The following is a 14,153-nucleotide window of genomic DNA, read 5'->3' as shown; positions in this document are numbered from 1 at the left end:
AGGCCGGGCTGGTCGCCGGCGGTTTTGCCCGCCTGCATTGCGCCCGCACATCACATCCCACCCCATGCTCAGCAATCTCACCCAGCGCCTGTCCCGCGTGGTCAAAACCCTCAAGGGAGAGGCGCGCATCACCGAGTCGAACATCCAGGACATGCTGCGCGAAGTGCGGCTGGCCCTGCTCGAGGCCGACGTGGCACTGCCCGTGGTGCGCGAGTTCACCGCGCGGGTGAAGGACAAGGCACTCGGCCAGGAAGTGGTCGGCTCGCTCACCCCGGGCCAGGCGCTGGTGGGCGTGGTGCAGCGCGAGCTAGCCGATCTGATGGGCGGCGACGCCGTGCCGCTCAACCTCGCCACCCAGCCGCCGGCCATCGTGCTGATGGCCGGCCTGCAGGGCGCGGGCAAGACCACCACCACCGCCAAGCTCGCGCGCCTGCTGACCGAGCGGCAGAAAAAAAAGGTGCTGACCGTGTCGTGCGACGTCTACCGCCCTGCGGCGATCGCCCAGTTGCAAACGGTCACCGCGCAGGCCGGGGCGGAGTTCTTTCTATCGTCGCCGCAGGACAAACCGCTGGACATCGCCCGGCGTGCCGTTGAGTTCGCCCGCAGCCACCACTTCGATGTGCTGCTGGTCGATACCGCTGGGCGGCTGTCGGTGGACGAGGCGATGATGCGCGAAATCCGCGAGCTGCATGCCGCGCTCAAGCCCATCGAAACCCTGTTCGTGGTCGATGCGATGCAGGGTCAGGATGCGATCAACACCGCGCGCGCATTCCATGACGCGCTGCCGCTGACCGGCATCGTGCTGACCAAGCTCGACGGCGACGCCAGAGGCGGTGCGGCGCTGTCGGTGCGTCAGGTCACCGGCGCGCCGATCAAGTTCGCCGGGGTGTCGGAAAAGATCGACGGCCTGGAACCCTTCGACCCGCGCCGCATGGCCGACCGCATCCTCGGCATGGGCGACATCCTGGCGCTGGTCGAGCAGGCACAGCGCCAGGTCGATCTGGACGCCGCGCAACAACTCGCCGCTAAGGTGAAGTCCGGCGCGCAGTTCGACCTCAACGACTTTCTGATGCAGCTGCAGCAGATGAACAAGATGGGCGGGCTGCAGGGGATGCTCGACAAGCTGCCCGCCGAGATGCAGGCCAAGGCCGGCCAAGCCGACATGGCGCGGGCCGAGCGCGACATGCGCCGCATGCAGGGCATCATCCACAGCATGACGCCGCAAGAGCGTCACAAGCCCGAGCTGATCAAGGCCACGCGCAAGCGCCGCATCGCAGCCGGCGCCGGGGTGCAGGTGCAGGAAGTCAACCGCCTGCTCAAGCAATACGAGCAGATGCGCGACATGATGAAAAAAATGAAGGGCGGCAAGATGTTCAAGATGATGCAGCGCATGGGCGGGCTGATGCCGCGCTAGGGCCTGTGAACGCCATTTGTGCACCCGCAGCCCGGATGCGCAGCGCGCAGGGGACTTGTTCAGTGTAGCCCTGAGCCGGCAGACTCCCACCGGTTCAGCCCGAGCCGCCAGCCACCACCCAGCGTCTGCGCGCAGCCAGCACTGCATCGGGATAGGCCGCGCGGCCACGCGAGCCGTTGTAGCGCCCTAGGGCATAGAACAGATTGCCGTTCTCGATGTCGAGATAGTGCCGCAGGATCACACAGCCATAGCGCAGGTTGACCTGCATGTGGAACAGGCTGGTGATGTCGCCGTTGCCGATCTGCCGGGTCCAGAACGGCATGACCTGCATATAGCCCATCGCTCCCGCGGGTGAAATGGCGTACTTGCGAAAACCGCTTTCGACCTGGATCAACCCCAGGATCAGCGCCGGCTCAAGCCCAGCGCGGTGCGATTCGTACCACAGCGTCTGCAGGAAGGCTTCTCGCGCGATCTTGTCAGGCATGCGGTGCTGCAGCCACAGCGATTCGAGCAGCAGCCAGACCCGGTATTGCGCCTGGTGCATCATGTCGCGGAAATGCGGCTGCGGCGGCGGGGCCTCGGCGATCTGCGCTGCCAGCGCAGTGCGTACCGCATCGCTGAGCTGCTCTTCCCGCTGGGCTCCAGCCCACGCCGAAGCCACGGGCAGCGCCCATCCTACGCCGACAGCCGCGCCCGCACCCGCCACCCGCAACAACCAGCGGCGACGTGACACCCCCCGCATGCGGCTGCTCCCCTGTCGGTTCAATGCCGCAGGCGGGACTGCAGCCGCGCGCGCGCCTCGCTCAGCGGCCAGACGGTGGGTTCGGCATCGCGACGATGCTGGTATTCCACCGTGCCCGCGGCCAGTCCGCGATCAGAAATCACCACCCGATGCGGCACGCCGATCAGCTCCCAGTCGCCCAGCATCACGCCGGGACGCTCGCCGCGATCGTCTAGCGCCACATCCACGCCGGCCTCGATCAGCTCGGCGTACAGCGCATCGGCAGCCGAGCGCACCGCCTCGCTACGGTCGTAACCGATGGGGCAGATCACTGCGGTGAACGGCGCGATCGCATCGGGCCAGATCATGCCCTTGGCGTCATGGTTCTGCTCGATGCAGGCGCCAAGGATGCGGGTGATGCCGATGCCGTAGCACCCCATCTCCAGAGTCTGCGTCTTACCCTTGTCGTCGAGGAAGGTGGCACCCATCGCCGCGGAATATTTGGTGCCGAGGTAGAACACATGACCGACCTCAATGCCCCGGCAGATGGACAGCACACCCTTGCCATCCGGGCTGGGGTCGCCAGCCTGCACATTGCGAATGTCGGCCACTTCCGGCTCGGGCAGGTCGCGTCCCCAGTTGACGCCGGTGTAGTGGAAATCGACCGCGTTGGCGCCGACGACGAAATCGCTCATGTTCGCCACGGTGCGATCGGCAATTACCCGCACCGGGCGCAGCGTACCGATCGGGCCGAGATAGCCCGGCGGCGTGCCGAACGTGGCGAGGATCTCGGCCTCGGTCGCCATGCGGCTGGCAGCCAGGCCGGCGAGCTTGCCGACCTTGACCTCGTTGACCGTGTGATCGCCGCGCACCAGCAGCAGCACCAGGCTGGCCGGCTCGCCGCGCTGATCGCCATCGACCGCGAGCACGACCGACTTGACCGTGTTCTGCAATGGGATGCCCAGCAGCGTGGCCACGTCCTCGCACTTGGCCGCGCCTGGTGTGGGGGTTTTCTGCAGCGGATGCGTGGGCGCGGCACGCGCGGCGAGCAGCGGCAGCGCCTCGGCCTTTTCGACATTGGCCGCGTAGTCCGACGCCTCGCAGTAAGCGATAGCATCCTCGCCGGTGTCGGCAATCACATGGAACTCATGGCTGAGCGAGCCGCCGATTGCGCCCGAGTCGGCCGCCACGGCGCGGAATTCGAAGCCGAACCGCTGGAAGATGCGCACATAGGCATCGAACATCGCGCGATAGCTCGCCTGCGCCGACTCGAAGTCGCGATCGAAGGAATAGGCATCCTTCATGGTGAACTCGCGTGCGCGCATCACGCCGAAGCGCGGCCGGCGCTCGTCGCGGAATTTGGTCTGGATGTGATAGAAGTTGAGCGGCAGCTGCCGCCAGCTGCGCACTTCGCTGCGCACCAGGTCGGTGATCACTTCCTCGGAGGTCGGCTGGATGACGAATTCGCGGTCGTGCCGGTCGCGGATGCGCAGCAGTTCCGGGCCGAACTTGTCCAGCCGCCCGGTTTCCTGCCAGAGCTCCGCGGGCTGCACGATGGGCATGAGCAGCTCGATCGCGCCGGCGCGGTTCATCTCCTCGCGCACGATGGCCTCGACCTTGCGGATGCTGCGCAGGCCCAGCGGCAGGTAGCTGTAAATCCCGGCGGCATGTTTTTTGATCATACCCGCACGCAGCATCAGCGCCTGACTGCGGACATCGGCGTCAGCCGGATCGTCTTTCTGGGTGGAGATGAAAAAGCGGGAAATCTTCATGCAAGTCGGCGCAAGGCCGGCAGGGTAGGAGAAATGGGAACACGCTCGCCGCGCCACAGGGCGCGGATTGCAAGGCGCGGCAGCGCGGGCAAGAGATCGCACAGTACCGTCACGGACAAGGGCTGCCGCCTATAATCAGAGCAGAATTCTAAAAGATCGAGGATCGGCGATGTTGGATCGCGAAGGCTACCGTCCCAACGTGGGCATCATTCTGCTCAACGCCAAAAACCAGGTGTTCTGGGGTAAGCGGGTGCGGGCGCATTCTTGGCAGTTTCCGCAAGGTGGCATCAACCCGGGGGAAACCCCCGAGCAGGCAATGTACCGCGAGCTGCGCGAAGAAATCGGTCTCGATCGCTGCCATGTGCGCATCATTGCCCGTACCCGGCACTGGCTGCGTTACGACGTGCCCAGCCATTATGTCCGTCGCGAAAGCCGCGGCATCTACAAAGGCCAGAAGCAGATCTGGTATCTGCTGCGCTTGACCGGACGTGACTGCGATGTCTGCCTGCGCACCACCACCCACCCCGAATTCGACGCCTGGCGCTGGAACGATTACTGGGTGCCGCTCGACAGCGTGATCGAGTTCAAGCGCGAGGTCTATCAGCTCGCGCTCACCGAGCTGTCGCACTACATCCCCCGCCCCGAGCCGCGCACGCGCTATCTGCGCGCCAATCTGCGTCACCGCCAGCAGGCGGACGGCACGGCAACGCCGACCGAGCCGTCGCTGTCGATCGTCACCAACCCGGTGGATCCCGCATGATGCGCACTGATCGCCCGCGCCTGCGCGTGGCCACGCTGGGCTTAATCGTGACCCTGCTGGCTGCGCCGTTTGGAATGCGGTCGGCAGGGGCGCAGTCGGTCGATGACGAGGGTTGGTTCGGCACCAAGACTCGCGAGACTGAATCTCCCGTCGTGTTTCCTGCGGCGCCGTCAGAGTTGCTGCATGTGCACATCACCGCAGGCAGCGCGCTGCGGTTCTATGTCGACCGTGCCTCAATCTCGGTCCAGCCTGGGAACGTCGTGCGCTACACCCTCGTGGCCCGCGTGCCAGGCGGACCGAGCAATGTGACTTACGAGGGCATCGACTGCGCACGACGGCAGTGGAAGCTCTACGCGCTGTGGAACGACGCCAGCAAAACCTGGTCTGCCGTGACCACCAGCCAGTGGCAACGCATTCCGGCCGATGGCGCACAGCGCATCCATTCCACCCTGTACGATGACGATCTGTGCAAAGACGGTGCGGTATACGGGACCACTGCGCAAATCGCGCAGCGCATCCAGCAAGGCCTGCGCGCCATTCCGTTCTGAGCGCGCGGCGCCCGGCGTTTACAGGAACACCATATTGTCCCGGTGCACCAGCTCGGGCTCTTCGCTGAATCCCAGGATGGCCTCGATTTCCGCCGATGCATGCCGCATGATGCGCCGTGCGTCGGAGGCGGCGTAGTTGCTCAGCCCGCGCGCCACTTCGACACCGGCGCGATCGCGCACCGCAATCACGTCGCCGCGTTCGAAGTCGCCCTGCACATCCACCACGCCGATCGGCAGCAGACTGGCGCCCTGTGCGCGCAGCCGCTGCGCCGCGCCGTCATCCACCGTCACCCAGCCACGCAGTTGGAGGTGGTCGGCCATCCATTGTTTGCGCGCCGCGAGTTTGGCACGTCCAGCCATGAGCTGCGTGCCCACCCGTTCTCCGCGCGCCAGCCGCAGTAGCACATCCGGCTCACGACCGCTGGCGATCACGGTGTGCGCACCGCTGCGCGCCGCACGGCGGGCCGCGGTCACCTTGGTGACCATGCCGCCGGTGCCGATACCGCTGCCGGCACCGCCGGCCATGGTCAGCAGGGCGGTATCCTCGGCGTTGGCTTGTGCAATCAGCCGGGCATCGGCATGCTTGCGCGGGTCCGCGCTGTAAAGCCCGGCCTGGTCGGTGAGGATGATGAGTACATCGCCCTCGACCAGATTGGTCACCAGCGCACCCAGGGTGTCGTTGTCGCCGAACTTGATCTCGTCGGTGACCACGGTATCGTTCTCGTTAATCACCGGCACGACTCCCTGCTCAAGCAGGGTCAGCAGCGTGGTGCGGGCGTTGAGATAGCGCTGGCGATCGGCCAGGTCGGCATGGGTGAGCAGGATTTGCGCGGCGACGATGCCGCGTGCGCTGAACGCGGTCTCGTAAGCCTGCGCCAGCCCCATCTGCCCCACCGCAGCCGCAGCCTGCAGCTGATGCATTTCGCGCGGACGCCGGCCCCACCCCAGCCGGCGCATGCCCTCGGCGATCGCACCGCTGGAGACAAGGATGACTTCCTTGCCTGCAGCGCGCAGCCCGGCGATCTGGCCCGCCCAGCGCGACACGGCGTCACGGTCGACACCCCGGCCCTCATTGGTCACCAGACTAGAGCCGGCCTTGATGATCACCCGCCGCGCCGACTGCACGACGGAAGGAGAACTTTGGATTTCAGTTGCTGACATCGTTGCGGAAACGGGGATCGGGCGCGGCGGTCTGAACCGGTTTGTTTTGACCAAGGTGGTCGGCGATCGCGTGCAGCAGCGGGTCCAGCCCCTCGCGCGCCAGCGCCGAGATCGGGAACACCGGCCCCTTGTATCGCAGGCGCCGTCGCAGTGATATCACCGCCGCATCGCGCTCGCCTTCGGGCAGCAGGTCGAGTTTGTTGAGGACCAGCCAACGCGGCTTGGCCGCCAATGCAGCATCGTACTTTTTCAGCTCGGCAACAATGGCGCGCACATCCTTGACCGGATCGGCGCCCTCGTCGACCGGTGCCATATCGACAATGTGCAGCAGCAGCTTGGTGCGCTGCAGGTGCCGCAGGAATTGGTGCCCCAGACCCTGCCCCTCGGCAGCGCCCTCGATCAGGCCGGGAATATCGGCGATCACGAAGCTGCGCCCTGGCCCCAGACGCACCACACCGAGGTGGGGATACAGCGTGGTAAAGGGGTAGTCGGCGATTTTTGGCCGTGCATTCGATACGGCGGAAATCAGCGTGCTCTTACCCGCGTTGGGCAGGCCGAGCAGGCCGACGTCGGCCAGCAGCTTGAGTTCGAGGCGCAGCCTGCGATGTTCTCCTTCCTGACCCTTGGTCGACTGCCGCGGCGCGCGGTTGACGCTGGACTTGAAATGCAGATTGCCCAGGCCGCCCTGCCCGCCGTGCGCGAGGATGACTTCCTGACCGTCCTGCACCAGGTCTGCAAGCAGTTCGTTGGTCTGGGCATCGAAGATCAACGTCCCCACCGGCACACGCAGCACCTTGTCGGCACCGCCCGCGCCGTATTGGTCCGCGCCGCGGCCATGCTCGCCGTTGCGCGCACGGTGCACCTTGGCATAGCGGAAGTCGACCAGAGTGTTGAGGTTGACATCTGCCCGCGCGATCACATGCCCGCCACGCCCCCCGTCTCCGCCATTGGGCCCGCCGAAGGGGATGAATTTCTCCCGGCGAAACGACACACAGCCGTTGCCCCCGTTGCCGGCATGCACCTCGATCACGACTTCATCGACAAATTTCACACGACTCTCGTTTCGCAGAACAAACAAAAAACCCCGGCTGGCGAGACATGAACACGCGCTGCGTGCCTTGTATCACCATGCCGGGGCGGTGTCGGGGCCTGCACCCCGATCCGGCCGCAGGAAGGCCGGATCAGTCGGTCGCTCTGCGGGTCAATGGGCGACGACCGAAACCGTCTGCCGGTTGAACGCGCCCTTCACTTCGAATTCCACCCGACCGTCGACCAGCGCAAACAGGGTGTGATCCTTGCCGATGCCGACATTGTGACCGGGATGGAACTTGGTGCCACGCTGACGCACGATGATCCCACCGGCCGAGATGCCTTGACCGCCGTAGATCTTGACACCCAGTCGTTTGGCTTCCGAATCGCGGCCGTTGCGGGTCGAGCCGCCGCCCTTTTTCTGTGCCATGTCAGTTTCTCCTTAGGCCGTGATCGCTTCGATCTGAAGCTCGGTGTAATTCTGCCGATGCCCCTGATGCTTCTGATAGTGCTTGCGGCGACGCATCTTGAAAATGCGCACCTTGTCATGCCGCCCGTGCGACAGCACCTTGGCCGTCACCTTCGCACCGTCGACCAGGGGTGTGCCGAACTTGGCTTCATCGCCGTTGACCACGGCAAGCACCTCGTCAAGCACAATGTCCTGACCTACGTCTGCCGGCATCTGTTCTACCTTGATTTTTTCGCCCGCGGCAACTCGGTACTGCTTGCCGCCGGTTTTTATGACCGCATACATAAGTTCACCTCTTTGATAATGCGAAAGCCAATCCTTGGCTCCCGCACGGACGGCCAGGCCCGCAGCGTTCAACCCTTTTTGCAGCAGACCTGGAAAAGCGATCCATTTTAGCATCACGCTGCACACGCTTGGGAGCAAGCTGGGCTGGCCCGTGTCCATCATCGCCTTGCTCCGCCCGCACAGAGGACTCCTCCCTAAAATGCAGGGGGAAACGGCCCCTTCAAATGCCGTCACACCCGCCGCCCCAGCATCCACCCACTGTCCATGTCCTCAGCACCTGCGCAAGCGCCGACCACTCCGGCCGCATCGACCATCCAGTCGATTTTCGCACCCATCACCCAGGATATGCGGGCGGTGGACCAGGCGATCCAGGCGCACCTGGCTTCCGAGGTCGCGCTGATCAACACCATCGGCGCGTATATCGTGACCGGCGGTGGAAAGCGTCTGCGTCCGGCCTTGCTGCTGCTGGTCGCGCAGGCACTGGGTTTTCGCGGGCCGCAGCAACATGTCATGGCTGCGGTGGTCGAACTCATTCACACCGCCACCCTGCTGCACGACGACGTGGTGGACGAATCGTCGATGCGACGCGGACGCGAAACCTCCAACGCCCTGTTCGGCAATTCCGCCAGTGTGCTAGTCGGCGATTTTCTCTACTCGCGCGCTTTCCAGATGATGGTGTCGGTCGGCAACATGCGCATCCTGGACATCCTGGCCGACGCCACCAATGTCATTGCCGAAGGGGAAGTGCTGCAGCTGCTCAACATGCACGACCCCGAAGTCGACGAGCAGCGCTACCTGCAGGTGATCCGCTTCAAGACCGCCAAGCTGTTCGAGGCCGCAGCGCGCATCGGCGCCGTGCTGGCAGGTGTAGATGCCGCGATGCAGGAACAGATGGCGCTGGCCGGGCGTAGTTTCGGCACCGCGTTCCAACTGATCGACGATCTGCTCGACTACAGCGGCCTCTCGGAGGAACTTGGCAAGAACATCGGCGACGATCTGCGTGAAGGCAAGCCCACATTGCCGCTGATCATCGCCATGCAGCGCGGCACCGCGCAGCAGCGAGCGCTGATCGAAAACGCCATTCGCCAGGGCGACGCCTCCGCGCTGCACGAAGTCATGGCCGTGGTGCATCAGTGCGGCGCGATGCAGGCCGTACGCGACGCGGCGCAAAAGGAAATCCGCATCGCCGAAACCGCGCTGCAACAGCTCAGCCCTGGCCCCGCGCAACAGGCTCTGCTAGACTTATGCGCTTACTCTTTGCAGCGCACTGCTTGACCTCCCGGTTGCGATGCGCTTGACGAAGATCATCGGGGTGTAGCTTAGCCTGGTAGAGCGCTACGTTCGGGACGTAGAGGCCGGAGGTTCGAATCCTCTCACCCCGACCAGAATTTCCAAATCGACACGGCCACCACAAGTGGCCGTTTTCGTTTTGTAAATCAAAGACTAGAAAAAGCCCTCGGTCGGAACATCAGGACATCGCACCGCGGACACAAAACTGGACGTGCCGTTTTTCAGCATGAAAGCGACACGTTGCTCCAATTCGGCGCATCTCACGTTTCGCCTGCTTGCGCGTCAATCACTGCATCCAGGCACTTTGGCCGTCGTTTCCTCGGCCTTAAAGCGCGGCGCGCACGAGCTCCGCGGGTGCTCGACGCCGGGGACTTGTGCTGACCCTGAGCCGCATGCTGATCTCGCTGCGGGTGCTGAGCACTTATGCAGCGTTGGCGGTGCTGGTGCGCAGTCACCTGCGCAGCTGGTTTGCCGTCGGCTGGCCGCAGGGCGTGTCGGGATCGGTGTTCTGCATCTTCGGTCTGGCGCTACTGCGTCTGCACCGGGCGTGACCGCGCAACGTCTCGCACGGCGCACCCCGACATCGGCAACGACCGGGTTGCGCCAAGCCTCCCGGCCTGTCATGATCGCAACCATGGCCCGCAAAGGAGCAACCTATGGGTGCAACCACGATCGGCATCAAAATGGACGAAGCGCTACGCCAGCGTGTGCGGGCTGCGGCAGCGCGGGTCGGCCGTACGCCGCACTGGCTGATCAAGCAGGCGACGCTGCAGTTGGTCGAGCAGATCGAACACGGCCATTTTTCGGCCGAAGCTGTCGATCCATCGAACACGTCGCAACCAGAAGCACCCCCCATCGACGCTGAGAGCGCAACCACATCGGACGCTCAACCCTTTCTGGACTGGGCGCAGAGCGTGCTGCCGCAGACCGACCTGCGCGCGGCCATCACCGCGGCCTGGTACCGCCCGGAGCAGGACTGTCTGCCCGCGCTGGTGGAACTGGCGCAGGTGCGCGATCCGGCGCAGCGCACGGCGATCCGCCACCTGGCGACCCGATTGGTCGAGGGTGTGCGGGCACGGCGGGAAATGGGTGGGGTGGAAGCGCTGGTGCAGGAGTTCTCGCTGTCCAGCCAGGAAGGCGTGGCGCTGATGTGCCTGGCCGAGGCACTGCTGCGGATTCCGGACAACGCCACGCGCGACGCGCTGATCCGCGACAAAATCAGCCGCGGCGACTGGCAATCGCACCTCGGACACTCTCCGTCGCTGTTCGTCAATGCGACGATCTGGGGGCTGATGCTCACCGGCAGGATGACCGCCACCGCCAGCGAAAAAGGGCTAGGCAGCGCGTTGACCCGACTGATCAGCAAGGGTGGCGAGCCGCTGATCCGCCAGGGCGTGCAACGGGCGATGCGCTTGATGGGCGAGCAGTTCGTCACCGGCCAGACCATTTCCGAGGCGCTAGCCAATAGCCGTGCCCACGAGAAAAAGGGATTTCGCTATTCCTACGACATGCTGGGCGAGGCCGCGGTGACCGAGAGCGACGCGCAGCGCTATTACGCCGCATACGAACAGGCGCTGCATGCCATCGGCAAGGCCGCGCACGGCCGCGGCGTGCTCGAAGGCCCCGGGCTGTCGGTCAAACTCTCTGCGCTGCATCCGCGCTACAGCCGCGCGCAGTACGACCGCGTGATGGCTGAACTACTGCCGCGCCTCACGCGGTTGGTGGTGCTAGCGCGGCAGTACGACGTGGGCATCAACATCGACGCGGAGGAATCCGACCGTCTGGAACTCTCGCTCGATCTGCTCGAGTCGCTGTGCTTCAACCCGGCGCTCGCCGGCTGGAGCGGCATCGGTTTCGTGGTGCAGGCCTATCAGAAGCGCAGCCCCGTCGTCATCGACTATCTCATCGACCTGGCCCGGCGCAGCGGCCACCGCCTCATGGTCCGGCTGGTCAAGGGTGCCTACTGGGACAGCGAGATCAAGCGGGCGCAGATCGATGGCCTCGACGGCTATCCGGTCTACACCCGAAAGGTGCACACCGATGTGTGCTATCTGGCCTGCGCACGCAAGCTGTTGGCGGCACCCGATGCAATCTACCCGCAGTTCGCCACGCACAATGCGCAGACCCTGGCTAGCATCCTGCACATGGCGGGGGAAGACGCCCCAACCGACCGCTACGAATTCCAGTGTCTGCACGGCATGGGCGAGCCGCTGTACGAGCAGGTGGTCGGCGCGGCAGCCGACGGCAAGCTCGGACGCCCCTGCCGCATCTACGCACCGGTAGGCACCCACGACACCCTGCTGGCCTATCTGGTGCGTCGCCTGCTGGAAAACGGCGCAAACACCTCGTTCGTCCATCGGATCCACGACCCCGCGGTCGACGTGGCCGCACTGGTGGCCGATCCGGTGGACGAGGTCCGCGCGATCGCCGCGCAGACCGGTGTGCTCGGCGCGCCACACCCGCACATCCCGCTGCCCCGCCAGTTGTTTTCTGGCCTGGGCGCGCAGGCGCGGCTGAACTCGATCGGCCTGAATCTGGCGAACGAGCAGCAGCTGGCCTCGCTGTCCGCCGCGTTGCTGCGCAGCGCCCGGCAACCGGCGTTCGCGGCGCCCGGCATCGTCGCCGACGCCATGCCCGGCGCCGCGCAGCCGCCGACACAGGGCTGGCAGCCGGTGCGCAACCCGGCAGACCACCGCGATTTGGTCGGTTGGGTGCGCAACACCCAGCCCGACGAAATCGACCTCGCCGTGCAGCGGGCGGCGCACGCCGCGCCGATCTGGCAGGTCACCCCGCCTGCTGCGCGCGCCGCCTGCCTGCAGCGCGCTGCCGACGCACTGGAACAACAGATGCAACCGCTGCTCGGTCTGATCGTGCGCGAGGCCGGCAAGACCCTGCCCAACGCAATCGGCGAGGTGCGCGAGGCGGTAGATTTTCTGCGTTACTACGCGGCGCAGGCGGCGGCGCAGTTCGATAACGCCACGCACCGCCCGCTCGGGGTGGTGCTGTGCATCAGCCCGTGGAATTTCCCGCTGTCCATCTTCTGCGGCCAGGTGGCAGCAGCGCTGGCTGCGGGTAATGCAGTGCTGGCCAAGCCGGCGGAGCAGACCCCGCTGATCGCCGCGGCGATGGTGCGTCTGCTGCACGCCGCCGGCGTACCCGCCGATGCGGTGCAGCTCGTCCCGGGCGATGGCGCCACGGTGGGCGCGGCGCTGGTCGCCCACCCCACGGTGGCCGGGGTGATGTTCACCGGCTCCACCGAGGTGGCCCGGCTGATCGCGCAGACCCTCGCGCAGCGCCTGAGTCCACAAGGGCGCCCGATTCCGCTGATCGCCGAGACCGGCGGGCAAAACGCCATGATCGTCGACTCCTCGGCCCTGGCCGAGCAGGTGGTCGCGGACGTGCTGTCCTCGGCCTTCGATTCCGCCGGGCAGCGCTGCTCGGCGCTGCGGCTGCTCTGTGTGCAGGAAGACGTGGCCGACCGCGTGATCACTATGCTCAAAGAGGCCATGCGCGAATGGACCGTGGGCAACCCCGACTGTCTGCACACCGACATCGGCCCAGTGATCGATGCCGAGTCGCGCGAGCACCTCGAGGCGCATATCGCGCAAATGCAGGCCGACGGGCAGGCGGTCACCCGACTGGCGCGCGATCAAAGCGGCGGTCATGGCACTTTCGTCCAGCCTGCGCTGATCGAAATCGACACGATCAGCCGTCTGCAGCGCGAAGTGTTCGGCCCGGTGCTGCATGTGCTGCGCTATCCCCGCGCGCAACTCGGTGCGGTGATCGACGCCGTCAACGCCACCGGCTACGGCCTGACCTTCGGCATCCACAGCCGCATCGACGAAACCATTGCCGAGGCCAGCAGCCGTATTCACGCCGGCAATGTCTATGTCAACCGCAACATGATCGGCGCCGTGGTCGGGGTGCAGCCCTTTGGCGGCATGGGCCTGTCGGGCACCGGCCCCAAGGCCGGCGGGCCGCTGTATCTGCACCGCCTAGTGCAGCCTTCGGTGCAGGCCACCAGCGCGCTATCGGCCAACCTCGCGGCCGCAGCCGCCGAGTGCAGCCAAATCGCCGCAGAACCTGCCAGCCTCGCCGCGCTGCGCGATCTGCTAGCCGCCCTGCAGAATCACACGATGAATCTGGATGACGAGGCCACGACGCGGGCGCAGGCTGCATGCGAGCACTATCTCGCCCACAGTCCGATCAGCACGGTTTACACCCTGCCTGGGCCGACGGGAGAATCCAACCGCTACCGACTCCTGCCCCGCAGCGGCGGTGTGTGGTGCATACCGCAAACGGTACTGGGCCTGGTGCATCACATCGCCGCCACACTCGCCACGGGAAACTTCGCCTTCATCGAAGCGCCTAGCCCCGAAAGCCCGCTCGCCACCTTTTTGGATGCGCTGCCGACCGCGGTGAAAGCGCAACTGCGCTCCAGCCCCCCAGCCCAGCGCGACACCTTGCCCGAATTGAACGTGGTCTTGTTTGAGGGCGACGCCGACGCCCTGGCCCGCTTGCAAGACCAGCTGGCGCAGCGCGACGGCCTGATTCTGCGCATCGAAAGCCTGCGCCCAGCCCAGCTTGCAGACGGTGCGATGGTAGACCTCACCGCCCTGGTGCATGAACAAAGCCTGAGCGTCAACACCGCTGCAGCGGGCGGCAATGCACAACTCATGACACTGGGCTGACCGCCTGCCACAA

General features: G+C 65.5%; 12 protein-coding genes and 1 tRNA gene. 7 read left to right on the top strand and 6 right to left on the bottom strand.

The window, feature by feature from the left end; translation table 11 throughout:
* Positions 1-64 precede the first annotated feature (64 nt).
* The gene (gene ffh, locus ACZ47F_RS06865; protein WP_464926525.1) at positions 65-1,414 is read left to right on the top strand and encodes a signal recognition particle protein; all 1,350 of its coding nucleotides are present in this window, start codon (positions 65-67) and stop codon (positions 1,412-1,414) included.
* A gap of 94 nt (positions 1,415-1,508) precedes the next feature.
* On the opposite strand, the gene ACZ47F_RS06860 is transcribed toward ffh, so the two are convergent.
* The gene (locus ACZ47F_RS06860; RefSeq protein WP_464926524.1) at positions 1,509-2,156 is read right to left on the bottom strand and encodes a lytic transglycosylase domain-containing protein; all 648 of its coding nucleotides are present in this window, start codon (positions 2,154-2,156) and stop codon (positions 1,509-1,511) included.
* A 20-nt stretch (positions 2,157-2,176) separates the two neighbouring features.
* Positions 2,177-3,907, bottom strand: coding sequence for a proline--tRNA ligase (locus ACZ47F_RS06855; protein ID WP_464926523.1), 1,731 nt, complete (start codon positions 3,905-3,907; stop codon positions 2,177-2,179).
* Positions 3,908-4,076: 169 nt separating this feature from the next.
* On the opposite strand from ACZ47F_RS06855, the gene ACZ47F_RS06850 reads away from it, so the two are divergent.
* A complete protein-coding gene (locus ACZ47F_RS06850; protein WP_464926522.1) occupies positions 4,077-4,667 on the top strand; it encodes an RNA pyrophosphohydrolase in 591 nt (196 codons plus the stop codon).
* Positions 4,664-5,215, top strand: a complete 552-nt coding sequence (locus ACZ47F_RS06845; RefSeq protein WP_464926521.1) for a CNP1-like family protein — start codon at positions 4,664-4,666, stop codon at positions 5,213-5,215. Before ACZ47F_RS06850 ends, ACZ47F_RS06845 begins: the two co-directional genes overlap by 4 nt.
* 18 nt (positions 5,216-5,233) lie before the next feature.
* Here ACZ47F_RS06845 and proB read toward each other — a convergent pair whose 3' ends face one another.
* From proB to rplU, 4 genes are all read right to left on the bottom strand, one after another.
* On the bottom strand, positions 5,234-6,376 hold the full coding sequence (gene proB, locus ACZ47F_RS06840; RefSeq protein ID WP_464926520.1) for a glutamate 5-kinase: 1,143 nt from the start codon (positions 6,374-6,376) through the stop codon (positions 5,234-5,236).
* Positions 6,363-7,427, bottom strand: a complete 1,065-nt coding sequence (gene cgtA, locus ACZ47F_RS06835) for an Obg family GTPase CgtA (protein ID WP_464926519.1) — start codon at positions 7,425-7,427, stop codon at positions 6,363-6,365. Before cgtA ends, proB begins: the two co-directional genes overlap by 14 nt.
* 150 nt (positions 7,428-7,577) lie before the next feature.
* Positions 7,578-7,835 carry a 50S ribosomal protein L27 gene (gene rpmA, locus ACZ47F_RS06830; RefSeq protein WP_464926518.1) on the bottom strand — a complete coding sequence of 86 codons (258 nt, stop codon included), beginning with the start codon at positions 7,833-7,835 and terminating at the stop codon, positions 7,578-7,580.
* A 12-nt stretch (positions 7,836-7,847) separates the two neighbouring features.
* Complete coding sequence (gene rplU, locus ACZ47F_RS06825; protein WP_464926598.1) at positions 7,848-8,159, bottom strand: 50S ribosomal protein L21; 312 nt, start codon at positions 8,157-8,159, stop codon at positions 7,848-7,850.
* 345 nt (positions 8,160-8,504) lie between these two features.
* On the opposite strand from rplU, the gene ACZ47F_RS06820 reads away from it, so the two are divergent.
* The 4 genes from ACZ47F_RS06820 (at position 8,505) to putA (ending at position 14,140) form a co-directional block, all read left to right on the top strand.
* Positions 8,505-9,434 carry a polyprenyl synthetase family protein gene (locus tag ACZ47F_RS06820; RefSeq protein WP_464926597.1) on the top strand — a complete coding sequence of 310 codons (930 nt, stop codon included), beginning with the start codon at positions 8,505-8,507 and terminating at the stop codon, positions 9,432-9,434.
* Between the two features lie 33 nt (positions 9,435-9,467).
* Positions 9,468-9,544 (top strand) — tRNA-Pro (locus ACZ47F_RS06815).
* 297 nt (positions 9,545-9,841) lie between these two features.
* The gene (locus ACZ47F_RS06810) at positions 9,842-10,000 is read left to right on the top strand and encodes a hypothetical protein (RefSeq protein WP_464926517.1); all 159 of its coding nucleotides are present in this window, start codon (positions 9,842-9,844) and stop codon (positions 9,998-10,000) included.
* A 105-nt stretch (positions 10,001-10,105) separates the two neighbouring features.
* Positions 10,106-14,140, top strand: a complete 4,035-nt coding sequence (gene putA, locus ACZ47F_RS06805) for a trifunctional transcriptional regulator/proline dehydrogenase/L-glutamate gamma-semialdehyde dehydrogenase (protein ID WP_464926516.1) — start codon at positions 10,106-10,108, stop codon at positions 14,138-14,140.
* The last annotated feature ends 13 nt before the right edge of the window (positions 14,141-14,153 follow it).

It is taken from the genome of Thiomonas islandica (assembly GCF_055383445.1).
The sequence above is the reverse complement of the archived record's forward strand: the minus strand, read 5'-3'. Positions and strand labels throughout refer to the sequence as shown.